30 protein-coding genes are annotated in these 25238 nt (G+C 43.6%); 4 read left to right on the top strand and 26 right to left on the bottom strand.

Going from position 1 to position 25238, the window contains the following annotated elements; translation table 11 throughout:
* The 12 genes from KGMB01110_RS08095 to KGMB01110_RS08030 all read right to left on the bottom strand — a co-directional run bounded on the left by KGMB01110_RS08095 (position 1) and on the right by KGMB01110_RS08030 (position 8860).
* Positions 1-966, bottom strand: coding sequence for a ParB/RepB/Spo0J family partition protein (locus tag KGMB01110_RS08095; RefSeq protein WP_055194962.1), 966 nt, complete (start codon positions 964-966; stop codon positions 1-3).
* 713 nt (positions 967-1679) lie between these two features.
* Positions 1680-3143, bottom strand: a complete 1464-nt coding sequence (locus tag KGMB01110_RS08085) for a tyrosine-type recombinase/integrase (protein WP_015573044.1) — start codon at positions 3141-3143, stop codon at positions 1680-1682.
* Between the two features lie 12 nt (positions 3144-3155).
* A complete protein-coding gene (locus KGMB01110_RS08080; RefSeq protein WP_015573045.1) occupies positions 3156-3362 on the bottom strand; it encodes a helix-turn-helix domain-containing protein in 207 nt (68 codons plus the stop codon).
* Entirely contained in the window at positions 3352-4053 is a 702-nt protein-coding gene (locus tag KGMB01110_RS08075) for a helix-turn-helix domain-containing protein (RefSeq protein WP_015573046.1), read from the bottom strand. The genes KGMB01110_RS08080 and KGMB01110_RS08075 overlap by 11 nt, the downstream gene beginning before the upstream one ends.
* Positions 4040-4291, bottom strand: a complete 252-nt coding sequence (locus KGMB01110_RS08070; RefSeq protein ID WP_015573047.1) for a helix-turn-helix domain-containing protein — start codon at positions 4289-4291, stop codon at positions 4040-4042. The genes KGMB01110_RS08075 and KGMB01110_RS08070 overlap by 14 nt, the downstream gene beginning before the upstream one ends.
* Before the next feature lie 106 nt (positions 4292-4397).
* Positions 4398-4658 carry a helix-turn-helix domain-containing protein gene (locus tag KGMB01110_RS08065; RefSeq protein ID WP_015573048.1) on the bottom strand — a complete coding sequence of 87 codons (261 nt, stop codon included), beginning with the start codon at positions 4656-4658 and terminating at the stop codon, positions 4398-4400.
* Entirely contained in the window at positions 4651-5229 is a 579-nt protein-coding gene (locus KGMB01110_RS08060) for a type II toxin-antitoxin system PemK/MazF family toxin (protein WP_024721675.1), read from the bottom strand. Before KGMB01110_RS08060 ends, KGMB01110_RS08065 begins: the two co-directional genes overlap by 8 nt.
* Positions 5230-5329: 100 nt before the next feature.
* Positions 5330-5869 (bottom strand): sigma-70 RNA polymerase sigma factor region 4 domain-containing protein, encoded by a 540-nt coding sequence (locus KGMB01110_RS08055; RefSeq protein ID WP_015573050.1) that lies wholly within the window; start codon positions 5867-5869, stop codon positions 5330-5332.
* 438 nt (positions 5870-6307) lie between these two features.
* Positions 6308-7039 (bottom strand): ImmA/IrrE family metallo-endopeptidase, encoded by a 732-nt coding sequence (locus KGMB01110_RS08045; RefSeq protein WP_024721676.1) that lies wholly within the window; start codon positions 7037-7039, stop codon positions 6308-6310.
* 19 nt (positions 7040-7058) lie between these two features.
* Positions 7059-7310, bottom strand: coding sequence for a hypothetical protein (locus KGMB01110_RS08040; protein ID WP_003525178.1), 252 nt, complete (start codon positions 7308-7310; stop codon positions 7059-7061).
* Between the two features lie 2 nt (positions 7311-7312).
* A complete protein-coding gene (locus tag KGMB01110_RS08035; protein WP_024721677.1) occupies positions 7313-7612 on the bottom strand; it encodes a hypothetical protein in 300 nt (99 codons plus the stop codon).
* Positions 7613-7624: 12 nt separating this feature from the next.
* Complete coding sequence (locus KGMB01110_RS08030; RefSeq protein WP_015573051.1) at positions 7625-8860, bottom strand: DNA polymerase Y family protein; 1236 nt, start codon at positions 8858-8860, stop codon at positions 7625-7627.
* A gap of 150 nt (positions 8861-9010) precedes the next feature.
* Between KGMB01110_RS08030 and KGMB01110_RS08025 the strand changes: the two genes are divergently transcribed.
* Together KGMB01110_RS08025 and KGMB01110_RS08020 are read left to right on the top strand one after the other, a co-directional pair.
* The gene (locus KGMB01110_RS08025; protein ID WP_015573052.1) at positions 9011-9421 is read left to right on the top strand and encodes a helix-turn-helix domain-containing protein; all 411 of its coding nucleotides are present in this window, start codon (positions 9011-9013) and stop codon (positions 9419-9421) included.
* Positions 9422-9521: 100 nt separating this feature from the next.
* The gene (locus KGMB01110_RS08020) at positions 9522-10055 is read left to right on the top strand and encodes an ImmA/IrrE family metallo-endopeptidase (RefSeq protein ID WP_024721678.1); all 534 of its coding nucleotides are present in this window, start codon (positions 9522-9524) and stop codon (positions 10053-10055) included.
* A 41-nt stretch (positions 10056-10096) separates the two neighbouring features.
* On the opposite strand, the gene KGMB01110_RS08015 is transcribed toward KGMB01110_RS08020, so the two are convergent.
* From KGMB01110_RS08015 to tet(O/32/O), 5 genes are all read right to left on the bottom strand, one after another.
* A complete protein-coding gene (locus KGMB01110_RS08015; RefSeq protein WP_015573053.1) occupies positions 10097-10546 on the bottom strand; it encodes a GIY-YIG nuclease family protein in 450 nt (149 codons plus the stop codon).
* A 124-nt stretch (positions 10547-10670) separates the two neighbouring features.
* Positions 10671-11096, bottom strand: a complete 426-nt coding sequence (locus tag KGMB01110_RS08010; protein ID WP_000323895.1) for an RNA polymerase sigma factor — start codon at positions 11094-11096, stop codon at positions 10671-10673.
* Between the two features lie 94 nt (positions 11097-11190).
* Complete coding sequence (locus KGMB01110_RS08005) at positions 11191-11700, bottom strand: sigma-70 family RNA polymerase sigma factor (protein WP_105116765.1); 510 nt, start codon at positions 11698-11700, stop codon at positions 11191-11193.
* 599 nt (positions 11701-12299) lie between these two features.
* Positions 12300-13520 (bottom strand): tetracycline efflux MFS transporter Tet(40), encoded by a 1221-nt coding sequence (gene tet(40) / locus KGMB01110_RS07995; RefSeq protein ID WP_117823347.1) that lies wholly within the window; start codon positions 13518-13520, stop codon positions 12300-12302.
* Positions 13521-13570: 50 nt separating this feature from the next.
* The gene (tet(O/32/O), locus tag KGMB01110_RS07990; protein WP_024721683.1) at positions 13571-15490 is read right to left on the bottom strand and encodes a tetracycline resistance ribosomal protection mosaic protein Tet(O/32/O); all 1920 of its coding nucleotides are present in this window, start codon (positions 15488-15490) and stop codon (positions 13571-13573) included.
* A gap of 427 nt (positions 15491-15917) precedes the next feature.
* Between tet(O/32/O) and KGMB01110_RS07985 the strand changes: the two genes are divergently transcribed.
* Positions 15918-16250 carry a hypothetical protein gene (locus KGMB01110_RS07985; protein ID WP_119297973.1) on the top strand — a complete coding sequence of 111 codons (333 nt, stop codon included), beginning with the start codon at positions 15918-15920 and terminating at the stop codon, positions 16248-16250.
* Entirely contained in the window at positions 16237-16458 is a 222-nt protein-coding gene (locus KGMB01110_RS07980; RefSeq protein WP_015573058.1) for a hypothetical protein, read from the top strand. Before KGMB01110_RS07985 ends, KGMB01110_RS07980 begins: the two co-directional genes overlap by 14 nt.
* Before the next feature lie 58 nt (positions 16459-16516).
* Here the strand turns inward: KGMB01110_RS07980 and KGMB01110_RS07975 are convergent, their stop codons facing one another.
* The 9 genes from KGMB01110_RS07975 to KGMB01110_RS07935 form a co-directional block, all read right to left on the bottom strand.
* Entirely contained in the window at positions 16517-18226 is a 1710-nt protein-coding gene (locus KGMB01110_RS07975) for a CHAP domain-containing protein (RefSeq protein WP_015573059.1), read from the bottom strand.
* Positions 18227-18266: 40 nt separating this feature from the next.
* Entirely contained in the window at positions 18267-19037 is a 771-nt protein-coding gene (srtB, locus tag KGMB01110_RS07970; RefSeq protein ID WP_015573060.1) for a class B sortase, read from the bottom strand.
* A gap of 37 nt (positions 19038-19074) precedes the next feature.
* Positions 19075-21408, bottom strand: coding sequence for a VirB4-like conjugal transfer ATPase, CD1110 family (locus tag KGMB01110_RS07965; RefSeq protein WP_015573061.1), 2334 nt, complete (start codon positions 21406-21408; stop codon positions 19075-19077).
* On the bottom strand, positions 21401-21766 hold the full coding sequence (locus tag KGMB01110_RS07960) for a PrgI family protein (protein WP_015573062.1): 366 nt from the start codon (positions 21764-21766) through the stop codon (positions 21401-21403). Before KGMB01110_RS07960 ends, KGMB01110_RS07965 begins: the two co-directional genes overlap by 8 nt.
* Positions 21766-21951 (bottom strand): hypothetical protein, encoded by a 186-nt coding sequence (locus KGMB01110_RS07955; RefSeq protein WP_015573063.1) that lies wholly within the window; start codon positions 21949-21951, stop codon positions 21766-21768. The genes KGMB01110_RS07960 and KGMB01110_RS07955 overlap by 1 nt, the downstream gene beginning before the upstream one ends.
* 14 nt (positions 21952-21965) lie before the next feature.
* Positions 21966-22802, bottom strand: coding sequence for a hypothetical protein (locus KGMB01110_RS07950; RefSeq protein ID WP_003525214.1), 837 nt, complete (start codon positions 22800-22802; stop codon positions 21966-21968).
* Between the two features lie 73 nt (positions 22803-22875).
* Entirely contained in the window at positions 22876-23235 is a 360-nt protein-coding gene (locus tag KGMB01110_RS07945; protein ID WP_014635894.1) for a glutamyl-tRNA amidotransferase subunit A, read from the bottom strand.
* Between the two features lie 14 nt (positions 23236-23249).
* On the bottom strand, positions 23250-25046 hold the full coding sequence (locus KGMB01110_RS07940; RefSeq protein WP_024721685.1) for a VirD4-like conjugal transfer protein, CD1115 family: 1797 nt from the start codon (positions 25044-25046) through the stop codon (positions 23250-23252).
* A complete protein-coding gene (locus tag KGMB01110_RS07935; protein WP_002606285.1) occupies positions 25033-25236 on the bottom strand; it encodes a hypothetical protein in 204 nt (67 codons plus the stop codon). The genes KGMB01110_RS07940 and KGMB01110_RS07935 overlap by 14 nt, the downstream gene beginning before the upstream one ends.
* Positions 25237-25238: the final 2 nt, after the last annotated feature.

Genomic DNA, 25238 nt, shown 5'->3' with positions numbered 1-25238 from the left:
TTAACTTTCCCATGATTCTTTTTTCCATAATTTCAACAGTGCCAGTATTTCCCGCTTCATCATTGCCGGTGTATAGGAATTCGGAAAATACTTATGTAGCTGTTCGTTTGTGAAAGCCACTCTTGTGATTTCACCCTTTTTAACCTCACACATGATTTCTTCCATCTTTTCCAGTGACAACTGCTTTTCTTTACTCATTTGCCGGATCCTCTGGGCCTGTGAGAGTGATGGGATTGCCTGTGCATACTCCATTGCTACAAGCAGTTCCTTTTGCTCTTTTTCACTTAATGCAGCTATCTCTACAGCCGGACAAAAAGAAATGATCTCATCATCCAGTTTCTGCAGCATTTCCGGTATCAGTTTTGTCAGTGAGATATAACGCTGCACTTGTTTTGGGCTATCACCACAATCTTCACTGATGATTTCTATTGCCCGCTTTCTTGGTGTTTTGTGGTCAACTTGGCTCTTTTTTCGACCACTTTTTCTTTTTAATACGTCATTCTTCAGTTTGTAAGCAAAAGCTTTTTCACTGTAGCTGATCCGTTCTCTGTGAAGATTAGAATCTACCATGCTTAAAATGGAATCATCTTCACTTAATACCCGGATGATTACTGGTACTTTACGGTATCCCAGTTTCTCCGCAGCATGTTTTCTTCTGTGACCGGATATGATCTCATAGTATCCATCCGGTACTGGTCTGACGATTAGCGGATTTAAAATTCCATACTTCTCAATGCTTTCCTGCAAAAGAAACATTTCCTTATCATCTTTTACCTGAAACGGGTGCTCTTTGAACGGACGAAGACGCTCAATCTCAATTTCTATGATTCTTTCTTCGTTTTCTCCTGATTGTCTGTTTGGCTCAGTCATCTTGACTCCTTTCCTCCAGGATTCAGGAAATAAAAAATGCCTGCCTGGAACTTTTATAGATAGTAAAGTTCCAAACAGACATTGCTGTTTGACCATTAGCTGTAGCTAATAGAATTAAATACTGTTTCAGCTAATTCATGTTTGCAGGTTTGGGAGAGATTGTTTCTTTTCCCGCCTTTTCTCTGATTTACATCCCCGAATAAGGGGTGACAACGGAGCGGAACCCAAATGTTAGCTGGACTTCTTAAAACCCATGTTTGCAAACCGGTAATTTTGATTAGCTGTCAGCTAACAAAAATCGGATTGCGTTAGCTGGAAATTGATCATTTTAAATGGAATTTTGTGTCACGAACGTGATTTGAAAATAACAAAAGCGTTCGTTGTCAGCTAATCCAGCTAACATTTTCGAACGCTTTGAAGCCCGTCGCCAAGAGGATTTGAACCTCCGACCCCTCGCTTAGGAGAAGCCCCCGAGGGGCATTTTTGACTCCCTACAAATCCCCGAAAATCCTTGATTTTACTGGCTTTTCTTGGATTTCACTGTTAGTAAATTCTCGTCCAAAACCTGCTAATTTTTCGTGGTTTTTTGCCTTCCTTTTAGCAGGGTATTAGCAAATGCAAAGAAATATGGGAAACATCATTGAGTTAATCTGTAGCCCATAAATCACAGGAAACGCATTTGAAGTTTACGCATTCTCTTATGCAAATCAATAATCTGTGTTCAAATATTATAATGGTTTTTCTTCTTGATTTCAAGATTTTTCAGGAATTACAAAAGGCAACCCTGACGGATTGCCTTTTTTGTATGACTAAATTGTTTTCGCTAAAGCCTTTAATAATGCTGCTGTTTCCGGATTTGATAACAGTTTTGTGAGCAAGGCGGCGTTTTCATCTGTACTGTTCTCAGCAGGCTTTTCTTTTTCAACTTCGCTCTCTTTTTGAACCTCTGCCATTGGGTCAAGGAGTTCAACCGAAGTTTCAAACTTGGGCATTGGAGCAGTTTTACCTTCTTCCGCATTTTTGAGACCTTTAGCGTTGTAGAACTGTTCCTCAAACTTCTGTGCGTTATATCGCCTGTCCTCGTCGATTATATGGCTGTAAACATCGGCAACCATATCCATTCGGGCGTGTCCTGAGTCGCCTTGAACCGATTTCATATCGCCGCCGTTCCATTTCAGCTTGTAGGTTATACTTGCGTGACGGAAGCTGTGAAATACCACATCGGGTAAGTCGTTGTCCTGTATCAGCTTTTTCAAAGCACGGTTGATTACCTGTCCTTCCATCGGTCTGCCTGACGAATGGCAGAATACCAAGTCATAATCCAAATACTCATCACCGAAAAGCTCTTTCATTTCGTCAATCTGCTTTTTTCTCTCTAACAGCATTTGAGCTACGGTTGACGGCAAGAAGATTTTTCTCACACTTGTTTTAGTTTTTGGCGTTTTCAAAACAAGGGAGGTATTTGTATTTGACAGAGTTCTCGGAAAGACACGGATAATGTCCTTATTATCAAGCACCTCCATTACATCTCTGTTTACTCGCTGAAGCTCTTTATCTACAAAAATGGAAGCGTTGTTTTCTTTCAGGCTTTCCTCCGAAATATCAATGCAATCCCAAGTAAGACCGAGCATTTCACCCATACGGAGTGAACAGGCAAAGGATAAATTGATGGCTAATGCGAGAATATCATCATCGCACACTTCAAGAGCGTGCATAAGAGTTTCTGCTGTCCATATTTCTCGTTTCTGATGTTCCTCTTTCGGGAGCGTTGCATTGAGAACCGGGTTTCTTGTCATCAACTCCCATTTTACCGCCTGATTAAAGGCACTCCTTAAAAACTTATGGATTTCTCTTACGGTATGTACGGTCAGATACTCATTTTTAGGCTTTTTATTCTGTACCACTTTGGTCTTAACTTTCAGAAGGCTTTGATAGAATTTATCCATAAGTCTCGGAGTCAGTTCATCAAGTTTCACATCGCCGATAAGCGGAATGATGTAATTATACATAAGCCCTTTCTTTGAACGGTAGGTTGACATTGCCCAGTTATTTACTCCGTACACGGAGCAGTATTCTTCAAGCAAATCCGCAACTGTCGTAGCATTAGGAATGATGAATGTACCGCTTTGCTGTTCAAACTCAATTTGAGTTTTTCTCTTTTTAGCGTCTGCGTTTGTATCAAAGGTTTCCCATTTTTGATGTTGGTTTCCGTCATCGTCTTTGTAGGTATAAACGACGGAATATCGATTCTTTCTCTTTACAATAGAAGCCATAGTCGTTCCTCCTTATTCATTATCCAGCCATTTATCAAAGCTGGTCTTTATTATGCGGTATCCGGTTTCGAGCATTACTGCCTGAAAACACCCCTGTTTGATGAGCTTATATACGGTCTGTCGGGTAATACCCAAGATTGACTGAACTTCCTCTACGGAATAGCTCTTTTTTGTATATGTACCGCCGTTTAATTCACGAACTCTATCCTCAATCGACATATCCCTCCACCTCCTCGATTTCCTTAACTTTAGTGTATTTACTTTGCGAAGCGTACCACTTATCAAAGCTTTCTCTTTTTATTCGGCGTTTACCGTCAACCCATATAAACTCAACAATGCCATCGTTCATAAGGTCATTTGCGGTGCTTCTCGGAATGCCGAGTACCTTTGCAACAGTAAGAGGAGAGAGCGTTTTGCCGTATTTCTTACCGGGTCTTTCGCCGTTTACTTTCTCATAATGGAATTGTCCTGCATACCAATCTTCAAAGCTATCCACATCAACTCTCATTTTGCCCAGTACCAAATAGGTCTTAAATCGGCACTGATTGATGAGTCGGTATGTAGCCGTCTTTCCAAGACCGAGTATTCTCATTACGTCGGGTACAGACATTGTCTTTTTGTCCTGATATGTAAGAACTGCCTTGACGATTTTCTTATTTTCTTCAACGCTTTTCTTTGAAGCTCTGTATTCGTTGCCGACTCGGTATGTTTTGAATAAGCCGCAATTCATCAGTTTCAGTGCTTCTTCTTCGGAAATGGAAAACAACCGAGATATTTCCTTGACAGAATAGGCTTGCCACTGTGCTTCCTCCTGAAGCTTTTCATCGCTGAACAATTCTGCCAAGCGTTCATTTTCCTCTCTGAGATTAAACTGCTCCACTCGGTCATTGAACATATTAACAAATGCCATCTTCAGAACCTCCTTTCTCGCCATTGAGCCAATTTTCAAAGCTCTTTTTAGATATTCGATATTGACCTCCGACACGAACGCTATGGAATTTCTTGCTTTTAAGCAGCTCATAGACGGTAGTTCTGCTCACTTTCAAGATGTGCTGTATATCATCTACCGTGTATGCTCGTATATCAGGTTCAGTCTGCCTGAATGTATTAGGAAGTCGAGTATCGCTCTTTTCAATTTTCTTTCGCATTACCGTTTACCCCCGATTTCTTATTTGCCACTCTGACTACCATATAGCCAAGTGACTTGGCTATATGGTACTGAAAATCGGAGTTTTTGTTAATTATGCGATTGGTTTAATCGCATAATTGACAACCGGAGCTTTCGCTGTCCATATTATCAAGCCATCGGTCAAAGCTCTTCTTGGAAATTCTGTAATGTCCGCCGACCTTTACAAAATGGAAAACGCCTGAGTTGACGAGAGCATAAGCAGTGTTCTTTCCAATGCTGAGAATATCCATTATTTCTTCTACCGTATAAACTCTTTTCTCAAAGCCGGAACTATCATCAACAGCGTTGGGTAGTTTGTTCATTGCTTCAATCTTATCTTCAAACATTGTCAACACCTCCCTTAGCGTGATGATGGTTCTTTTTGAAAATCATATAGTCATAGCCGTATCCTACCTGACATTTATCGCACATCTCTTTATCTGCCTGAAAGGGGTCAAGTCTTTTTACAATGTTTTCAGGGATAGACTGAAACTCGCTTCTGCAACGAGGGCAAAGACTTAGTACAATGCCTTTACGCTCTGTCTTGGGTTTAACGGGAATACCGACTGCAAATTTCAATCCTCGCTTGATTTCGCTGATTTTATCTGCGTCGGTAATTCTTCCGACAAAATTATCAAGCTCTGTGGCTTTATCCACGGTGCGTAGCTGCTCAAGCATTACCATCGACGGCTCTTTTAAGCCACAATCCGTGTTTAGCTCAATATGAGTATTCATTGCCGTTTTCTTTTTAACAGCCGTTATAGCGGCTACAACGACCGTAGGACTGCTTTCATTTAAGCGATTTGTCTGAACCACAAGAACCGGTCTCATTCCCGATTGCACACTACCGTTTGTAACCCCCAAGTCGCAGTAATAAATATCGCCCCATCTGACATTCTTAAATTCTTTTTCTTTCATATGTAAATCCTCGCTTTCGATTATTCTGAGGTAATTCATATCCGGATTAGAATTAACCCCTTCACTTGTTTGAAATGGGAGAGCGTTTTTGGGGGGTGTTTTAGAAAAATTTCCTCAACTTTTTTATTGCACTGTTTACCGATTCCCTTACAGAAGTAAAATCGACTCCTTCTTCATCTGCGATTTTTTCAAGTGTTTTGTTGTAGAAGAAATACTTAAAAACTCTGCGTTTCTGTGTTTCGCTTAAGTAACACAAAACCTCCCGAAGTCGCTTAATATTGTCTTTCAGCATTATTTCTTCGATTGGGTCTGTATCGACTGCCAATTCCGGATGATGCACTTCAAATTCTCCGTCATTGATGTCAAATGCGTGTCCGAAAAGAAGCCTTCTCATTCTCTCTCTTGCTTCGTAGTTCTGATACTCCGTTATCACTTCGCCCTGAGCCATAGAAAGCAGAATGAACGGAGTGTACCGACGGATAACATCAGGGTATTTAACCCACAATTCTTCTTCCGCCAGTTCTGTTACAATCGCCCATTTCTCCGTGCCGGTGTAGCCGTGATATTCATACCGCAGGTTAATGAGCTTGCAGTCGTTCGCAAATAATAATTCCTGTTGTTCTAATGTAAGTTTTGTCATTGTCGTAATCTCCTTAAATTTGAATTTTTGAATTTGGTTGAAATCAAAAATTCGGAGATTACGGATACTTGGCGATATACGCCAGCCACTTATATGTCACGGTCTTGCTCCTTTCGGGAGCGACAAAAAAGCCGGACACCAAGAACATTAGGATATTTCTATCCCTTAATTCTCAGCGTCCGGCAATTTGATGACTCAAGAGCTTTCGCTCAAGGACTCGTGGCTCGGTACATCTGTCCGATATTTAATTGTTCGCTCTGTTACTACTTCTTGTTAATCTGTACTTGACTGTTCCCTTGCGTAGGGATAGGTCAACCTCTACTACTCTGTGGCAGTTCGGACATTTCAGTTCAATCACGCCTGTTGTCATTGTTACCTTGTCAAAAATACGCCAGCCACAGTTTTTGCACCTTACGATTATCTTTTGTTCCAACGATTTCATAGCTCGCTCACCTCCGGATAAACCGTAACCAAATCAAAAGGATTATCAAGATACTCCTTTTTCAAAAGTCCGAGCTGTTTCATTCGTATAGCAAGTGCTTTTTTGGAACACCCTAAAAAATCCGCAAGTGCATCAAATCTCTTATATACGCTCGGATAGTATATTTTGTTCAGACACTCAATCTTTTCTCCAAGACTGAACAGATACATTCCCTGCTTTATAAGGTTTTCGGGAAGAAGGATAGCAGCTCCAAGCGTATTTGCCTGCCATTCCTCCCAATCGGATATAGGCTTATTTCTCTCGGAATTTGCCTTGTAATAATGTACTCCGGCAGATTTCTGTGTCACACCGTAATCATTCGGGAACAACATCTTAAATATCTGATGGCTGCCCTCGTGCATTAAGGTGAAATTCTTTCTGCCTTTCAGCTTGCTGTCAAAGTTCAAGTCCTTTTCCACGAGAACGGTTTTTCCATCCAAAAAGAAAAAGGCTTCGTTATCATCATCTTCAAATACCTGAACACCCATTTCCGTAAATGAGGTCATTCCGAGAATACTACCGTCATAAGATAGGTGCTGGTATTCGACATTCAATCCGAGAACCTTCTCCAAGAGAAGCTCCGGGTCAATTCTGTATATTTGTGTGTTACGGACATCGGGAAGTGCCATATATGCCTGAACATACTTGTCGGCAATCGCTTCGATGTCAAATCTCGATAAATGTTTCAAGTTACAAAACCTCCTACCATTAGGATTTTGCTTCTACAAACCACTTTCCGTTTTCTTCGTCGAACAGAAATGTGGGCTTGCCGCAAATCTGTACCGTGTAGCGGATACCGGTTCCTCCGACTTTGGTGGAAGCCGCACGGCATTTCTGAATTACACGGTCTATCTCATATTTTTCATCATTCTCAAACTTGATGAAGTTCGGACGAGCCGTTCCATCAGGTCTATGTGTTACATTTACTTCAACATAAACTTTTCTTCTTTCGGATTCCATTTTTATTCCTCGTAATTTCTCAAAGTCAAAACTAATCTTCCCAAGTGCTTGTATCCGTCGATGTTCTTATCCGACACCCTGTACTTGGGTCGGTCATCTCCGGCAGTATTGATGTAACAGGAAAGCCTTCCTTTCTTAAAGCGTTTTTTCCGGTCAAAGAAAAGAAACATTCCCTCATATATACCGTAGTCGGTAAAATGGTTTCCGCCGTCCGCACGAAAGATAACAATATCTTCGCTGCACCCCTGCAAAAAGCAGTCGGGCATCGTAACATAAGCCGTAACCTCTTTTTCGTCAATCACATTTAGACCTCCTTAACCAACCATACCTGTCGGCATAGTGATTTCGGCTTTTTCCGGTGGTAGCCGCAAGTTCTGACACAGAACCCCATTCCTTATGCTGTCCTTTCCGAAACGCCGTCTGATTTCTTCAACACACTTTTCCATTCGCTCCAATTTGTCCTGCTTTGCGGCGTCCATAAACATATCTATTTGACGGGGCGTGTCTTGTGGAATAAGATTTATGGCTTGTACTGTCACAGAACGGATAGGGTTATTCCACCCATATCTTTTTTCAAACAACTGAAAAGCGGTCTTTGCAATAATCATCGGAGACTGTGTAGGAAGTGCAATCTTCGTCTGCCATTGCCTTGTATTGAGCGTGTTGTCTCTAATATGTATTGCGACACCTTCTGCACTCAGTCCGTGAACACGGAGCTTGTGTCCGATGTCTTGGGTTAATTCGAGAAACACGGGCCACACCTGCTCCGGTTTCTCTAAATCTGCTACTGTTGTTATACCGTGTCCTACACTTTTTATAGGAGAAACGAAATCTTTCTTGGCAACAAGGGAAAGGTCGTTGCCGTTGGCATAGTTCCATAAAACTACTCCGTTCTTTCCTAATCTTCTGCGTAAGAACTCAGGGTCGTTATTCGCTAAATCCCCGATGGTACGAATACAATAGCTGTCAAGCACTCGCTGGGTTGCCCGTCCTACACCGAGCAGGTCAGCGGCAGGAAGTCCCCAAATCTTTTCTTTGAATGTATCCTTTGGTATAACGGTTACTGCGTCCGGTTTCTTCATATCCGAGCCGAGCTTCGCAAATATCTTATTAAAGGAAACACCCACAGAAATCGTCAAGCCGAGTTCAAACTTCATCGTTTCACGAATTTCATTTGCCACCTTTTCCGGCGAACCGAAAAGGCTTTCTGTCCCGCTAATATCCAGCCAACACTCGTCCATACCATACGGTTCAACTTGGTCGGTATATCGCTCATAAACGCTTCTCGCAAGCTTTGAGTATTTGATATACTCCTCATAATGGGGCGGCACTACAACCAAGTCCTTGCACTTCTGTTTAGCCTGCCATACTGCGTCCCCGGTTTTCACATCAAAAGCCTTTGCTTTGTAGTTCTTTGCAAGCACGATACCGTGTCGTTCCTCCACAGAGCCGCAGACAGCAATCGGATATTTCTTCAATGCGGGGTCGAGCATACATTCGACGCTGGCATAGAAGTTGTTCATATCACAATGAAGTATGCTTCGTAACATTTTTTGAACCCCCCTTGACATTTTGGGAAGTTTAGTGTAAACTATGAGTAGTTCAACTTCCTGTTTCTTATTATACGCAGTTTAAGTGTACTTGTCAAGAGTAAATGAGAAGTTAAACTGTAAATATTCTTTTAAGGAGTGAAATCAAAGATGACATTCGGTGAAAAAGTCAAAGCAGAGAGGACTAAACTCGGTCTTAATCAGGATGAATTGGCTGAAAAAATAGGCGTAACCCGACGTGTAATTTGTTCTTATGAAAATGATAAATCCCGTCCGAGAGGAACGGAAAGATACAAGAAGCTGGCAGAAGCATTAAATGTAAATGTGAATTATCTGCTGTCTGAGGATGACGCTTTCATCGCCGATGTAGAGGATAAATACGGACGCAGAGGGGCAAGACAGGCTCAGGAGTTGCTTGCAGAAGTTACCGGTCTGTTTGCCGGCGGCGAAATGGCTGACGAAGATATGCGTGAAATGGTTGACGCTATTCAGGAAGCATATCTTATTGCAAAGAAGAACAATAAAAAATACACCCCGAAGAAATACCGCAAAGACGAGTAATCCTCACAGTGAACTAAGTCCAATATATGGGACACACAATAGTTTATAATTTATTATAGGGTAAATATCCGATATACTATAATATGGGAGGTGAGCCGGATTGGGGTATTACACTACGGCTGAAATTGTGAAAATCGTCAACAAGCTCATTGACCGTTGCGGTACTCGTGACCCGTACAAGGTCGCAAAAGAGCTTGGTATCAATATTATCTACCGAGATTTTGAAAAGCAGCGTGGAGCATACAAGGTCATTCTGAAGAACCGCTTTGTTTTCCTTAAAAACGGTATGCACCCGGTCGTGGAACAGATAGTGCTATGGCACGAAATCGGACACGATGTTCTCCACAGGCAAGAAGCGGTTGCTGTCGGCGGGTTCAAAGAGTTCAACATCTTTGATATGAGAGAGAACCGTATGGAGTATGAAGCAAATATCTTCGCTTCTCAGGCTTCGCTCCCGGACGACACCATTTTGGAATACATTGAAAACGGCTATGACATTCAGCAGATTGCACGGGCAATGTGTTCCGACATAAACCTAATTGCTCTGAAAGTAGATACGCTGATTGCACAAGGCTATCAACTTCGCAAACAGGAACACCAAAACGATTTTCTTAAATACAGTAAAAAAATATAAGACCGTCAAGTCTCGAATGAGATCTGACGGTCTAATTTTTATCAGTTTTTATTATATCCGAATTGTCTTGTGCAAAGGGTATCTTTCCACCATTTTTCACGACTCAGTATGTAATTATCATCCATTCGTGCGTTATAGTTTTCTAATACTGAATACTGAAAATTTGCTTTTATATAATCAAACCCTTTGGTGTCAACAATATGTTTAAGTTCAACATTCCCACCGTGTCCATTGTCTATATAGTTAGTCCACCTTTGAAGCAACATTCCATACTGAGCAGTTGCCGAGCCAACATACATTTTTCCGTTGCTGGTATCAGTTATAAGATAAACTGCTTTTTGATTTCTCAAAGCATCAAGCCAACCGCTGCGTTTATTCCGAATAATCGTTTCCAGTTGTGAAAAACTCAATCTTATGTTCTCATAACCCGGAAATTCGTCACCATCATAAGCAGTAGAAAGAATTTCTATTACTTCCAGTTCCTCCATCATAGACTCATAGGTTCTTCCCATGCCTTAACCCTGTATGCCATCCTGTTGTCCTCCTGCAAAAAATGAGTGAGGGGATTTCCATCCCTCACCCAGTAGCCCGCAGGATGGCAGGCTGTTTTAGAAGCTATAAAATTTTCCGCAGCTTCTTCCGCAGATGGTCTAACCTCGCATAGATGGCACCAGTCGTCAAATGCACAAGCGGGGCAATCTCCTTTGTGGAATACCCCTGCATTTTCAGCAGGACGATTTTCAAGGTACGCCCGTCCACCGTGACTAATACTTGATAGAGATTTTCGCTCTCAATCTCTTCCAGTAACTCCGCAACCGTACCCACTTCCGCCTGCCGCTCCCTGCCTGCCATGTCCTCAAGATATTCCGCAACGTCATTCGTCCATCGGTAAAACCGCCTGTTGGAATTGAAGTCTGCCCTGTCCGCCATGCGTATCTGCTCAATGGTCGCTTCATCAACGCCGCACTCACGCAGCAGCTTTTCCTCCGCTTCTTTCCAGATACGCCATTTCCTGTCCTCCCGTCCGTGGTTGTATGCCATTCTTACTTCCTCCAATCAGAATTGATTGAGAGGGCAGAGAAAAGCCCCCTCATCTTCCCAAAGGAAAAAACAAGGGGGCTGAACGCCTTAAATTTTAATTTTCTATTATCTTTCTTAGTTTTATTAGGATTCTGGCTTTGCGTTTGTTTACAACGCTCTGGGTTATGCCCAACCTCGCCCCGACTTCACGCTCGGAAAGTCCGTCAAAAAAGATTGCCTGTATCAGCTCCTGTTCACTATCCGACAGCAAAGGCAGGGCGGCTTTCAGCCTGTCCACCATGACCGCATTGACAACGGTTTCTGCAATGTCCACCGCTTCATCAGTGATAAAGTCCAGAGGATTCCCCTCGCTGTCCGTAAATCCGTCGAGAGATAGCAGTCTATTCTTTGTATCTAATTTTTGCAGATAACGCCACCGTTCCTTGTCACGGTAGAAGTCTGTGTATTGCTCCCTCACGACTTCAAGCAGACAGCCTTGAATGGGGATAAACAGCTTGTCCATATAGGTCTGGTCGGATTCCCTGCAACGGCAGAACTCCGTGTAGGATAATTCCACATAGCCGCCACTTTCTCTGATATATACCTTTCTTGGTGCATATTTCACCATAAATACCTCCCATCTGAATTTTTGAAATGTAAAAAATCCAGATGGAGAGGCGGAGAACGACACCGCATATCAGAAACAGCCCTACGGCACTTTCCAACAAAAATCGACAAAAGAAAAACCGCAAAGGCTCTGTGACCTTTACGGTTATAGGAAATAGTAATTCTATTGTATGGAGATTGTACTTCTACTTTCAAGGTGAGAAGTACCGTTGCACTGGCAGAAATTTTTTTAACTGGTTTCCTGCCGTTCTCTGATATGCTATGTATTGATAAATTTTGCTTCGTATGAGCAGATAGATAACTGCCCGAAAAAAGGACATAAAAAAATCCCTCCAAATTTAAAAACAAATTCAGAGGGTAATTTAGGGTATAACAAAATAACCCACCCGAATATCGTTTTTTTTATTTGGTGAGTTTGTTCTTTCAAATACGAAACAAATGCTCATGTACGGTAAAGTATCACAAGAAAATTATGTCGAATTGACAGCCGCCTCCGCTATACCGAATAAGGAAATAAAGAGTCCTCAAATTTTGCGCTACTAAATGAAGACGAGCGGAAGTAATCTCCCGCTCGTCAGTAAACTTAACTATGCCATATCAATCCCGCTTCTTTCCCGCCACCGGCACTAAGAACAGCGCGGGCAACAGCAGGAAAGCGGTACAGACCAGCCCCCAGGGTATGGACACCTGCTGGGCTACCAGCCCCACAATAGGCCCGCCGATGATCTGCCCGAAAGAGTCCAGCTGTCCGCTGGTGGAAAAGACTGTGGCGCGCATTTTCTCATCCACATGGTCGTTCATCCAGGCGGCCAGCACAGGCTCCTTGATGGTGCGCATAAGCCCCGCCAGCAGGAACACCAACAACATGAACCAAAAGCTCCGCCCCACCGCGAAGAGAACCAGGCACAGGATATACCCGGCGCTGGTGGACATGACCACACTGGTTCGGCTGACAGTCCCTTTTTTCTCCATGCGGGCGATGAGCAACTGAGAAGCCAGAATACCTAAGCCGCTGCCGATAAGACTGATAACACCGAACCAAGTGACGCTGTTCAGCGGCCCGATAACGGGTATTACCGTGTCATCCAGAAAATGAGCGGTGGAGAGCCGGTCAAAGCCTTCACTGGCAAGTCCCCCGCATAGTGTGATTGCTAAGAGCGTCAGCAACACAGGTGCGCCTTTCACAAAGCCCAGGTTGAGCTTGAACAGGCAGACAAAGTCTTTAAGCAAGCCCTGCCGTTCCTCAATAGCAGGGGAGAAGTTGGTTTCTGGCATGATGCGACCCAACACCAGCCCCAACAACAAGCACAAACTGCCCCCCAAGATGACAGGCATTTGCAGGTTTATGTTTCCCAGCAGTGTGCCCAGCACCACGCCCAGAACGCCGCCGATTTGCCCCATTTGACTGCCCCGCAGGAACACCTTGTCTATGGGTTTGTCCTCTTCCTCCGAGGCAATCCACGCCTCCAGAGCGCCGGTGATGAAGGTATCACCGCAACCCCAGACAACCTGGGCCAGCAGAACCGTCGCGAACCACGGTAGCGCACCCTCCATCAGAAAGCCCAGGCCGTAGAGGAACATTCCAATCAGCACCGAGCGCCGACGGCTATACAAATCCGCCACCACACCGGTGGGCATCTCGAACAGAAAGCAGGAGGTCTCCTGAACCGTCCCTACCAGGACAAGCTGGAAAGCATCCAGCTGCACCACCTCCAGGTGGTACACGATGGAAAGCACTGTGGACATAGAAACCGCCAGGGAACAGACAAATCGGAACAGCAGGTAGACAGAATATGCCTTTGAATTTTTAGCAAACATGAAGTTACATTCTCCTTTCAAATCTCATTTTATATGACTTTTGCAAGCTGTTAAGCTAACTTGTGGAACATATGCCGAACCTTATCTATACGGCTATTCGGGCGGCGGGGTTGGCAAATAAATTTACCAATAGCTGGCTGGTATCCTTTTAACTCTGTCAAGCAGACTCCCTGCCCATTTGTGAAATAAGTTAAATCGTTCCTGTATTCTTGAATACATCTAGCAGGGATTTCTCCTTTCAGAATGACCTCGTCATTCTTTATCTGAGTACTTACAATATCTGCACAATACCTTGGAGCATCATGATACGCCCGTGAGAGATATTCCTGCGGTGCATAAATTTCAAAGTGGAGATATGGCTCTAATAGTTCTGTCCCTGCTTTTTTTAAAGCCTGCTCCAATACGATAGGGGAAAGCAGCCGAAAGTCTGCGGGGGTACTTACAGGACTATAATACAATCCATATTCAAAACAGATTTTACAGTCTGTCACTTTCCATCCATACAGCCCCTGCTCGCAGCCATAAAGAACCCCCTCCATAACCGCATTTTGGAACGATTGATTTAAATATCCAAGTGAAACTCTGCTTTCATACTGCACTCCGCTTCCAATAGGGAGCGGCTCTATGGACAACCCGACAGAAGCCCAGAAAGGATTTGGCGGGACTTCTATGTGGATGGTATATTCTGCTTTTCTAAGCGGTCTTTCCAGATAAATAACCGAAGGCTCTTTCATAGCCACGCCCACATGATATTTTTCTTCTAATAGCGAACAAATAACTTCTAACTGTACTTTTCCCAAAAAAGATAACATAATCTCATGTGTAACAGTATCAATGTCAAAATGCAAAAGAGGGTCTGTATCAGCAATCTCTGCGAGGGCATTTAACAGGGCTTCCCTTTGCTCCGGCTTTTGCGGCTCTACCGTTGTCCGAAGTAATGGCATGGGATTATCAATCCATGTTTTGTGAGGCAGGAGTTTTTCATTTCCCAGAATGTCGTTCAGTTTCAAAGTATCATCAGCTAAAATAACAATTTCTCCCGGACAGGCATGGTCAGCCGGGACGATTTCACCATTTGACGGAATACACATTTCTGTAATCTTTATTTTTTTCTTTTTTGACAGCAGCAGGGTATCCCGTAAATGGAGCGTCCCATGATACAGGCGTAAATAAGAAAGCCGTTTTTTCCGCTCTGTATACTCAACCTTAAAAACATATCCACATAATTCAGACTGAATATCGTCTGTTTCTGTAATGAAAGTTTCTGTAACCGCTTCAATCAGTTTTTCTGTTCCTAAATTGTCTTTTGCACTCCCATGATAAACAGGAAACAAAGAGCAGCATCTGGTTCTTTTGCACTTTTCATATTGTAATTCCTGTATATCCAAAGAATCCTCTGCAACATATCGTTCTAATAGTTCATCGCTTCCGGAAATAATCATATCCCATTTGTCCAAATCAGAAATATCGGTCATGGATATTTGGGGCGACAGGGAAACCTCCTGCATGACAATCATATCACTGGTAAGTTTGTCTTTAATGCTTTGGTAAACACGCTGTAGGTCGATTCCATTTTGGTCTATCTTATTTATAAAGATAATTGTCGGAATGTTCATTTTCTGAAGCGCATGGAATAATATACGCGTCTGTGCCTGTACGCCGTCTTTTGCCGAAATGACTAAAACAGCTCCGTCAAGGACAGATAAAGCACGGTATGCTTCGGTTAAAAAATCCATATGGCCTGGCGTATCTATAATGTTGACTTTTACATCCTCCCACTGAAAAGATGTCACTGCTGTCTGGATAGTGATTCCCCTTTGACGCTCCAAATTCATTGTATCTGTCCTTGTTGTGCCTTCATCTACGCTCCCTAGTTCTGCAATTGCACCACTGGTATACAATAAACTTTCCGTTAATGTTGTCTTTCCTGCGTCAACGTGAGCCAGAATGCCTAAGTTAATTATTTTCATGTGATTTTCCTCCTATCAACACCCAAAAAAGGGCATAAAAATACCCAGTGATAAATACTCCTATCACTGGGTAAATAACTCCAATAGCCCCAAAACACTTATATGTTTTCGGGCATATAAAATTACATGATAAAAGTATTCTTAAACTGGGTACAAAAAACTAAGCCCCATATTAAAAGTGAAACGGGACTGCTACTTTTTGTTCCCACTATCAAATTGACAGTTTATTTAAGAATACCTTGCCGCATATTTATTAACTCCTTGTCTAATACTGAATCTAATTATATTCCTTAACCCTTTATTTGTCAAGCCTATATTTAAAGAACATAATAGAAAACTGTTCTGACAGATTTAGAGTATGTGATATTTTACACAATAATATCAAGCAATATGAAAGATACTAAAGTCAAGCGAAAGAAAAAATGTTATGGATTATTTGAAAACGGCAGATGAAATTGTTGATGTCTATTTTGTCACATATATAGAGTCTTGTGATAAGAATAATAATTCACATTCTATATCTTGGAGAAATAGATATATAGGTCAAGACGGTGTTATCTATATTCTTAAGAATGGAAACAGACAATTCTTTGTTTGGCATCCTGTTGACGATGATTTTAAACCAATTACTTCTTTGGGAATTATTAGTTCCCGTGATGATTATTATATTAAAAAGAACAATCTATTAGTAACAACTCAGAATTCCATTTACAAATTCAGGCTTATCAACAAGGAGGTGAACACTGATGATAAAACTTAACAAAATGGAACAAAATGAATATAACGCTTTTATTGTTGCTGTTGTTCCTTCATTATTACCCGGCACATACCACTTTAGAGACTTTTTCACAAATAGAGTTACATCTGCAAGAATCGGTCGTAAATTCTATGAAGATGTTGTCAATGGTATATATCCGCATATTTCTCTTGTTGGGACAAAGGCTTCAGAAGGTTATATTTGTTCTTGAGTAAATACCTGATTTCTCATAATGTACTTGATGGCTACTCAAACGAGCAGCCATCTTTTTAATATGCCGGAATACCGTATCCGTAGATAACAGAGCTTCCGACAGGGTATGTTTTGGTTCTGCAAGTGTCGCCTGAGTTGCCCTCAACGGTATAGACTGTACCGTTTTCGCATTTCTGAACAATACCGGTGTGGTCTGTCACACCGTCGCCCTCCCAGTCAAAGAAAATGATTGTACCGGGCGAAGGCTCATACGAACCGTCTGCCCACTGTCCTCGGTCTCTGAACCATTGTACACCGTTTACACAGCCGGCATACTTTGGAATAATACCGGCGTCGATATATCCGCACTCGTTAGCACACCAAGAGACGAAGCAGGCACACCATTCTACACGGGAGTCAAATCCGTACCAAGACCAGTAAGGCTGACCGCCTACATTACCCACCTGTGACAAGGCAACCGTTACGATTTGGTCGTCGCTGTATCCGATACCGTAAAGCACCTGAGACCATAGTTGATTGTTTTCGTCCTTTAGCAGCTCGGCAAGATACTCTTTCTGCTCCTGATTAAATCCGTACATAGCCGCCATTTCATCAACGGTCTTGTGCGATACCGTGATATACAGGAAAGTTTCTGTTACTGTGGTTTCGGTCTGTACGATGTTGCCGTGTCCGTCGTCGCTTTCTTCGATTTCGGTATGGGTTTTCGTTTCCGTTCGGGAAGAAATATCGTTCATTTCCCAAAAAATATCCGACAGTAGCTGCTTCTTGGTTTCATCAACCGTAGCAACCTCCATCGGATTGTCGGGGTCGGTATTCACTTTAACAGAATAGACCGCAAGAACATCTTTCCAAACAGCTCTGCTTCCGCTCATTTCAAGCACATCATAGCTTACAGAGTTCTTTTCCTGTTCCAATCGGTCATCATATTCCTGATTGATTTCCTGAACGACTGTCTGCATTGACATTCCCGTGCCGGAATCCTCTCCCGAAAAGAAGATACCGAACACAGAACCTGCAATCAAGGCTACAAGACATAGCACAATAATTACTACCACCGCAACCCAACCGCCGGCAGCGATAGCGGCAATAAGACCTTTTACCGCCGCTATGATTGCTTTTACTGCGGCAATGGTGGCTTTGGCTGCGGCTTTAATCGTAGCGGCTGTTGCTTTGGCTGTGGCTTTTGCCGCCTGTGCCGCTTTCTGCGAAGCCTTAACTGTCGCCTGAGCTGTTTTCTGTGCCGCTTTTGCCGCTTGCTGACTGGTTTTTATCGCAGTCTTTGCAGTCTGCTCAGCCGTCTTAACCGATTTCTGTGCGGTCTTTGTTGCTTCTTTTCCGGCAAACTTAATGGTTTTCTTTCCGGAGGAAGTGGCAGACTGCTTTATGGTCTTTTCCGCCTTATCGACAGTCTTAATCGCAGAGCTTGTGTTTTGCGAAGCCTGTTTTCTCAAAGACTGCTCGGCTCGCTGCTGCTTGAAACGCTGAATACCGTCCTTTGCGGTGCGGATATTCTCTTTTGTGGTTTCAAGTCCCTTTCGTCCCGCCTTGTCAAACGCATAGGCACCATCGTGAAACACCTCGTCAATACCGCTTTCCAGTTTATCGGAAGCGTATTCCTCGGCAGAACTGCTGTTGGCATTTACCGACCGCTCCGCCTTTTCTTTTGTTGCGATATACGCCTGCTTCATTCGTTGGGTTGCGACGGCAGCCTTATCTATTGTTCGTATCGTACCTTTTGCATTGTCTTTCGTTTTAATATCAGCCATACAATCCCTCCTTCCTATGCAGGCTGAACTACCTGTTGTATTATTCGTTTATTAGCTTCGCCACTACAACAAGTCTGCCGTTTGTCCGGGAATACTCACAGGTGGAAAGGGTCAGGAGCTTGTCGCCGTATTCGGCGGTTATGCCGGTTTCGTAAAGCGACAGTTTCTTGCACTTCTCAACATAGGCAGTGAAATCCTCGGCGGTGTCCGCATTGACGAACTGATAATATTTGAAGCTGTCGGGACTATCCGTATATACTACGGTTTTGAACACGGCAATTACTTCATAGGTCTGTCTATCGGTCAGCGTATCAAAGGATACTGTTTTGTGCTTTTCCCAAAAGCTCTTGTCCTTGAATTTCATAAGACCGGCGAACATAGAGCCGTCGTTCATATGATGACCGTAGATAATGATATTGTCGCTTGGCAGTTCCATATCGCAGTTTTCCTGAACATAAGGACAGCCGTAGTCGGTGTATGCCTTATCAAAGCCGTGCTTCAGATAGAAGTTCGGGTTGTCCTTTGACTGCATAACGGGATAATTGATTTTTGTGTCCTCAACCTTAATCCAGCCGACCATATCGTTATTTTGCAGATAAAGCTCCTGATACTCCGGGATAAAGGTCTTTTCTTCGGAGTAGTTCATCAGCTCTGTGGTTTCTTCAGGCTCGGTCTCCACAACCTCAATCAGATTGTCGTACATCTCAGCCTGCTTTGCAGAGTCGCAATAGTGCTTGATGAGAAAACCTGAACTGACGGCAAATACAATGCTGAAAGCACAGATTATGGCAATATAGATTTTGTTTTTCATAGGTGTTTCCTTTCTCATTTACAGAATAGGGCAAGGGTTATGCACCCTCGCCCGGTTTGGTTGTCATCAGCTTATACAGCTTCGTATTCTTCGGGAACTTATTTGCAAACGGCACAAGCGAACTGCCGACCTTAATCAATCCGTGTCCTGCGTCAACATTCGTGATATACGAAAGCTGGAGGTCAGAAATGTTAAGGAGCTTTGCAAGCTCAATTCTGTCGGTTGACGCCTGATTGAGCATAATCAAAAACTCGCTGTTTGCAAGCATAGTTCTCGCTGTATGGCTCTGCAAAAGGTCGTCCACATTCTGTGTAATGCCGGTGGCATAAGCGCCGTACTTTCTTACACGCTTCCAAAGCGTAAACAGGAAGTTTGCAGAATACTCGTGCTGGAACAGGAGGTAGATTTCATCAATGAAGATAAAGGTCTGCTTACCTTTAGCACGGTTCTGTGTAATACGGTTCAGAATAGAGTCGAGGACGACAAGCATACCGATAGGCATAAGCTGCTTGCCGAGGTCAAGAATGTCATAACAGATAAGTCGGTTATCCGTATCAACATTGGTTGGCTTTGCAAAGGTATTCAAAGAACCGTGAGTAAACAGCTCGATAGCAAGGGCGATTTCCTTTGCTTCCGGCTCGTCCTGTTTCAAAAGCTCCGCACGAAAATCCTGCAAGGTAGGAACAGTACCGGTATATCCTCTCTGCTGATAGTCTCGGTAAACACTTGCCGTACAACGGTCGATGATAGATTTCTGCTTTGCTCCGAGGTTTGTACCGCCGATAAGCTGTTCGCAAAGGGACATAATGAACTCGGATTTCAGGATAACCGGGTTTGCTCCGTCGCCGTATTCCTTGTTCATATCCATCGCATTGATATGGCTCGGAGAAGTAGCGGAAATATTGATTATTTCGCCGCCGAGAGCTTTTACAAGCTGCGAATACTCTCGCTCAGGGTCTATGATAATAACATCTGCATTGGAGGAAAGAATGATATTTTCAATTTCACCCTTTGCCGCAAAGGATTTTCCGCCGCCGGATACGCCGAGAATAAAAGAGTTGCCGTTGAGTAGCTGTCTGCGGTCGGCAATAATCATATTTTTACTGATGACATTCTGACCGTAGTAAATGCCGTTTTCGTGGTAAATGTCCTGAACCCTGAAGGGAATAAAGACCGCAAGGCTTTCTGTGGTAAGGGTTCTGAATGCGTCAATCTTGCGTGTTCCAAAGGGCATAGCCGTATTCAGTCCGTCCATCTGCTGATACTTGAGAACGGCAAACTGGCACAAATGCTTTCTTGCCGTAGTAAGCAGAGCTTCGGTGTCGTTATCAAGCTGTTCTTTGGAGTCCGCAGTATGAACCATAGTGAGTACAGCGAACATCATTCGCTGATCACGAGTGGTAAGGTCATCAAGGAACTCCTTCATTTCCTTTTTCTGCTGTTCCATATCATACGGAACGGTAGCGGAAAAGTTATTGTTCTGATTCTGCTTTCTCTGCCAGTTGGTTATATTCGTCTCAACCCCAAGCAGTCTGCTCTCTGCTTCTCGCACCGCTTCATCGGTAGGAACAGGTACGATGTCAATGGACATCATCAGGTTGCGGTTCAGGTCGGTAAGCTCGGCTACCATACTGTCCTTGATATAGGAAGCGTACTCACGAAGAAAAAGGACTCTCCCGTAACGGTTTCCCATTTTGAAGTAGTCCTTTTCAAATTCCATTGTATCGGGGCAAACATAATCCTTGAAATCGTGTCCCTTCTTTCTCGTTTCCTTAATATTGAAGTGGTAGGCGGTTTCCTCCCCGACACGGAAGAAATCGTGGACAATTCTCAGTCTCTCATCGGTTTCAAGCTCCACACATTTGCTTCCGAGTCTTGCAAAGTGGGCAATCAGGTCAGCACCGACACGGGCAAAATAGGTTCGTGCGTCCTCCACGCTCTTTTTATTGATGGAGATAGTAACATATTTATCCTGAACGATGGCATTTGCCCCGGTTGCCTTGTCGAGAAGCATTTTGTTATATTCCTCTCGGTAAACATCAAGCTCATCGCCGGTTTCGGGGATAAGAATGGTTTTCTCAAAGTCAAGACGGTTAAGCCGTCTGTTGTTGATAGTCAGCTTTGTAGTAGCTCCGCTGTCAAGAGAGTTGAGAAGCTCGGAGTATTCAAGGAACATTGCTTCCTTATCCTCACGGCTCGCTACGGCATAGTTAATATCCGTGAACTTGAAGCTTTTGGAATACTTGTCCTTGCCTACACGGAAAATGCCGTCATCATAAATAGCGGTAATGGGAATACAATCCTGTACGCCCTTTGGTACTACGAACTTTTCTTTGTCCTGCTTTAACAGGTTTGTAAGAGTTTTAATCATTGTTCTTATAAGCCTCCTTCTGTTTTTGTTCGATTGTCGGTTTCATCAATTCGTAATAGGTGTTGGTGGAATGAAAGACCAGCTTTTTCGGCATAAGGAACTCGGACTTTATCCACGCCCATATAAATTTCTCAGCCGTCATTCCGTTGTATTTCACAAAGCCGAGAGCCGCAAAAGGGGCAGCTCCCAAAATGCACACCCACGATACAGTTTCTGTTCCGAGGTACGGTTTTAGGAGGAAGTAAAGTCCTACCGCTACCGCACAGGCGAGGACAGAAAAAATGAACTGTCTGAGCGACAGTCCAAAAAACATTGACTCTGTGTAATTTCGTATCTCTCGGTTAATTTTGACTTCCATCAAAAGCTCCTTTCTCTGCGATATGCTTGTTTTGCGTGACGGATTTCATCAGAGCAGACGCAGGTGTCCGCAAGGCAAATCACATTGCCGTTTTTCTTTCCTCCGTAATACACACAATATTTGCAGTCGCAGTCGGCAGGCGTATAGCCCTGCCATCTATCGTTATTATTCTTGTTTTTCTTCATCAGAGAACCTCCCGTTATAAGCCCATCATTTCACGGATAATTCGGTCGCTCATCTTAACCGCACCGACAAGCACAAGCATATTGAATACCAGTTCGCCGATATATGCCCATACCTGAGTAACGGCTGCTGCGTCAGGGTTCACTACCGGCGGCGTAGAAGCAAATAGGGAGAAGATGATACAAGCAAGTACAATTACTGCTCCCTCAAGCAAAACGGCACAGTAGCTCTTTATAAAGCTCTTACCCACATTCTGCGACGGTTCTCCGGCAAATGTGGAAAGCGGTATCGGAGCGAGAGCAGTGTACATATACAGCTTGAAAAATCGTCCGTACACCGTCATTATCATAATGAACGACAAGACCGTGATAAACAGTCCGCCGATAAGAGTAACCGCCCACAATGGGATACTTTCAAAAAATCCGCAGCTTTCAATGGTTGTTACCATTTCAGCAGGTAAAGTTGTTTGATTGGGCGTACCGAATCCCGCAGATGTCATAATGGTTGAAATCGTACCTTGTACGATGTCGAACAGGGCAAGCATAAGCTCCAGCCCGTAGGTAATCACACCTTTGGCAATGGCAAAGCGGATAAACAGCTTTAATGCGTGTTCCGGTTTCTTTACATCGGTAAAACTTCCGCAGGTGCGAACCACACCGACAACAAAAAACAGAACAAGCAGGGCAAGACCGATAGCCTGAACTGCTCCGTTGATATTCACCATTACCGACCAAATACTGCCGCCTTTGAACTGTTGCGGCGAAGTGGTTAGCAACTGCCATATTTCCGAAAGCTTGCTGTTCCAAGTTTCAAGGGCATTTTCGAGGTTCTGAACTACCCAGTTATCACTCATCTGTTTGCACCTCCTTTAAGATTAGGGGCATACCTGAAATGCCAGGTATGCCCCGTTTGATAACTGTGTTCTCTTAACCGGTAATAAGGGTAAGGATTTCCTTTGCAAAGGTAATGATGATACCGCCTGCAAGAGTCAGGAAACCGTTGGCTCTCTGAGACGGGTCGTGAGACTTCAAAGAGAGACCGACCTGAACGATACCGAAGCCAAGCAGGATAAGACCGATGGCACGGATAAGACCGAAGATGAAATCGGACAGATTGTTGACTACGGTAATCGGGTCGCTGGCGGCAAAAGCGGTAACGCTCATACCGCAAACAAGAGTTGCTGCTGCGATTACGGCGCAGTAAGCACGGAAGCCTTTCTGAACCTTTCCGGTCATAGGCAGCTTCTGAGTAGTTTTCTTTTCGTTGTTCTTCTTAAAAATGTTCATTGTGTTTTCCTCCGTTAAAATAAGTTTTTATTCACTTCAAAATCCTCATCGGACAGAAGTTCGTAATTGGTTTCTCCGTAGCTTTCCTCCGGAAGTTCTTCCGGGTCAATAGAAAGAACGGAAATTGATGAGTGCTTGATGGTCACTTCGCCGTGTTTATATGCAGAAGCCTTTCCATCGGTTGTAAGTGCCACATTCGGGTGCTTCAAGATGTCGTACTTGAAGTCCATAACGGGGCGTTCTCCACGAATAAACAGAATTGCATATTGGTTATCAAGCATACGAACCTCATCAGGAGTAAGAAGCTCTCGACCGCTAATCTGATAATTTGTGGAGTAGTTGCCGCTTCGACCGGTACTTTTTCCGAAAGTGTTGGTATCAATGGTTTCCTTGCCGAGAAGCTCGGACACATATTTGTGGGTGCTTTGCTCGTTGCCGCCGAGATATAAAAACTCGTCGCAGTTACCTACAATGCTTTCCCATTGCTTTTCAAACAAGGCTTTAAGCTGTGCCAAGTTCTGCAAGATAATACTTACCGATACCCCACGGGAACGCATAACCGAAAGAATTTTGTCGAAGTCATCAGGGAGTGAAACATTCGCAAACTCGTCCATCAAAAAATGAACGGGAACGGGAAGCGAGCCGCCGTGAATATGGTCGGCAGCATAAAACAACTGCTGAAAAAGCTGTGTGTAAAGGATAGATACCAAGAAGTTAAAGCTGGAATCGTTATCCGGTATCAAAGCGAACAGAGCGACCTTTTTCTCTCCGAGTGACGGGAGGTCAAGCTCGTCTGTGGTGGTTAAAGAAGCAAGACTTTCAAGGTTGAACTTTTCCAGTCTTGCCGCAAGGGTTATCTGTATGGACTTTAAGGTTTTCGCCGCACCTGAATGATAGGAACGGTAATACTTCAAAGCAATGTGGTCGGGATTCGACATCTCCAATTCCGCAAACAGTTCATCAAGAGGAGAAGGTCTTGTGTCCTCCTCGTCCTCAATCGCACCGGCTCTGAGCATTTCCATTATCATTGCAAAGTTCTGTTCATCTTCGGGTGCTTCATAATGAAGATAAAATACAAGTGCAAGCAAAAGCATTGAAGCCGAGGTATCCCAAAAGGGGTCTTGTGATTGACTTCCTTTCGGAGTGGTACTCTTAAAAAGGTTCGTCACGAGCTTTTGCACATCGTTGTCATTCTGCAAATAGACAAACGGGTTATAGCAATGGCTTTTCTCCATTGAAATCAAATCGAGAACACGGACTTCATAGCCTTTGCTTTCAAGCAGCTTTCCGGTATCTCGGAGAATTTCGCCCTTTGGGTCAAGAATGACAAATGATGTGTTGCACTGCATAAGATTCGGCTTGCAGTAAAACCTTGTCTTACCGGCTCCCGAACCGCCGCACACAAGGGTGTTTAAGTTTCTTCGGTGTTTCTTCGCATTGAGTCCGATACAGACATTTTGCGTCATCAGCTTATTTGCAGAAGCCGGAGACTGTCTGTATTTTTTGTTTACGGCTCTTGCATTGCCCCATTTTGCAGAACCGTGTTCTTCACGCCTTCGGTAATTCTTCTGTGTTGAGAAGTAAATCCCAATACCCATTGCATAGCAGAGAAGCAAAACGAGGACAGTTTTTAGGCTGTCCTCGCATAGCTCAATATGAAATGGTTCGTTGAACGCTGTTAATAGGCTCGGCAGTATTTCCGGCAATCCTCCTTTTACAGAGGGTGCAATCAGAAGTGCCAGCCATACGACCGGGATAATACCGATGACGGAAAGAATAATAGCAGACTGCCTCTCGTTATCTCGATTCACAGGAGCGTTCCTTTTCGATAACTTTGAACTTTTTCTTTGGGGCAGTTCCGACCTTGATGATAAGGTCGTCCACCGCATCGGTAGATTTGCCCTCGTTCATCAAATCTGTTTTCTCGTCGTTGAGAGAACGGATAATAATGCCGTGTTCATAATCGTCCAATGCGATATGATACATTTCTTCCTTCGCCATAG

The sequence above is a fragment of the Mediterraneibacter butyricigenes genome, from assembly GCF_003574295.1.
In the GTDB taxonomy this organism is placed as follows: domain Bacteria; phylum Bacillota; class Clostridia; order Lachnospirales; family Lachnospiraceae; genus Mediterraneibacter_A; species Mediterraneibacter_A butyricigenes.
This window is presented reverse-complemented; position numbering and strand designations above follow the sequence as displayed.

Bases quoted from the DNA above. Each gene is read 5' to 3' on its own strand.
- KGMB01110_RS08085 (WP_015573044.1), bottom strand. From the start codon at position 3,143: ATGGCTTCTATTGTAAAGAGAAAGAATCGATATTCCGTCGTTTATACC.
- KGMB01110_RS08030 (WP_015573051.1), bottom strand. From the start codon at position 8,860: ATGTTACGAAGCATACTTCATTGTGATATGAACAACTTCTATGCCAGC.
- KGMB01110_RS08040 (WP_003525178.1), bottom strand. From the start codon at position 7,310: ATGGAATCCGAAAGAAGAAAAGTTTATGTTGAAGTAAATGTAACACAT.
- KGMB01110_RS08015 (WP_015573053.1), bottom strand. From the start codon at position 10,546: ATGATGGAGGAACTGGAAGTAATAGAAATTCTTTCTACTGCTTATGAT.
- KGMB01110_RS08095 (WP_055194962.1), bottom strand. From the start codon at position 966: ATGGTCAAACAGCAATGTCTGTTTGGAACTTTACTATCTATAAAAGTT.
- KGMB01110_RS07965 (WP_015573061.1), bottom strand. From the start codon at position 21,408: ATGATTAAAACTCTTACAAACCTGTTAAAGCAGGACAAAGAAAAGTTC.
- KGMB01110_RS07955 (WP_015573063.1), bottom strand. From the start codon at position 21,951: ATGAAGAAAAACAAGAATAATAACGATAGATGGCAGGGCTATACGCCT.
- KGMB01110_RS08075 (WP_015573046.1), bottom strand. From the start codon at position 4,053: ATGGCATTTGTTAATATGTTCAATGACCGAGTGGAGCAGTTTAATCTC.
- KGMB01110_RS08080 (WP_015573045.1), bottom strand. From the start codon at position 3,362: ATGTCGATTGAGGATAGAGTTCGTGAATTAAACGGCGGTACATATACA.
- srtB (WP_015573060.1), bottom strand. From the start codon at position 19,037: ATGAAAAACAAAATCTATATTGCCATAATCTGTGCTTTCAGCATTGTA.
- KGMB01110_RS07960 (WP_015573062.1), bottom strand. From the start codon at position 21,766: ATGGAAGTCAAAATTAACCGAGAGATACGAAATTACACAGAGTCAATG.
- KGMB01110_RS07935 (WP_002606285.1), bottom strand. From the start codon at position 25,236: ATGGCGAAGGAAGAAATGTATCATATCGCATTGGACGATTATGAACAC.
- KGMB01110_RS08025 (WP_015573052.1), top strand. From the start codon at position 9,011: ATGACATTCGGTGAAAAAGTCAAAGCAGAGAGGACTAAACTCGGTCTT.
- KGMB01110_RS08065 (WP_015573048.1), bottom strand. From the start codon at position 4,658: ATGTTTGAAGATAAGATTGAAGCAATGAACAAACTACCCAACGCTGTT.
- KGMB01110_RS07945 (WP_014635894.1), bottom strand. From the start codon at position 23,235: ATGAACATTTTTAAGAAGAACAACGAAAAGAAAACTACTCAGAAGCTG.
- KGMB01110_RS07985 (WP_119297973.1), top strand. From the start codon at position 15,918: ATGGATTATTTGAAAACGGCAGATGAAATTGTTGATGTCTATTTTGTC.
- KGMB01110_RS08060 (WP_024721675.1), bottom strand. From the start codon at position 5,229: ATGAAAGAAAAAGAATTTAAGAATGTCAGATGGGGCGATATTTATTAC.
- KGMB01110_RS08010 (WP_000323895.1), bottom strand. From the start codon at position 11,096: ATGGCATACAACCACGGACGGGAGGACAGGAAATGGCGTATCTGGAAA.
- KGMB01110_RS07980 (WP_015573058.1), top strand. From the start codon at position 16,237: ATGATAAAACTTAACAAAATGGAACAAAATGAATATAACGCTTTTATT.
- KGMB01110_RS08070 (WP_015573047.1), bottom strand. From the start codon at position 4,291: ATGCGAAAGAAAATTGAAAAGAGCGATACTCGACTTCCTAATACATTC.
- KGMB01110_RS08055 (WP_015573050.1), bottom strand. From the start codon at position 5,869: ATGACAAAACTTACATTAGAACAACAGGAATTATTATTTGCGAACGAC.
- KGMB01110_RS07975 (WP_015573059.1), bottom strand. From the start codon at position 18,226: ATGGCTGATATTAAAACGAAAGACAATGCAAAAGGTACGATACGAACA.
- KGMB01110_RS07950 (WP_003525214.1), bottom strand. From the start codon at position 22,802: ATGAGTGATAACTGGGTAGTTCAGAACCTCGAAAATGCCCTTGAAACT.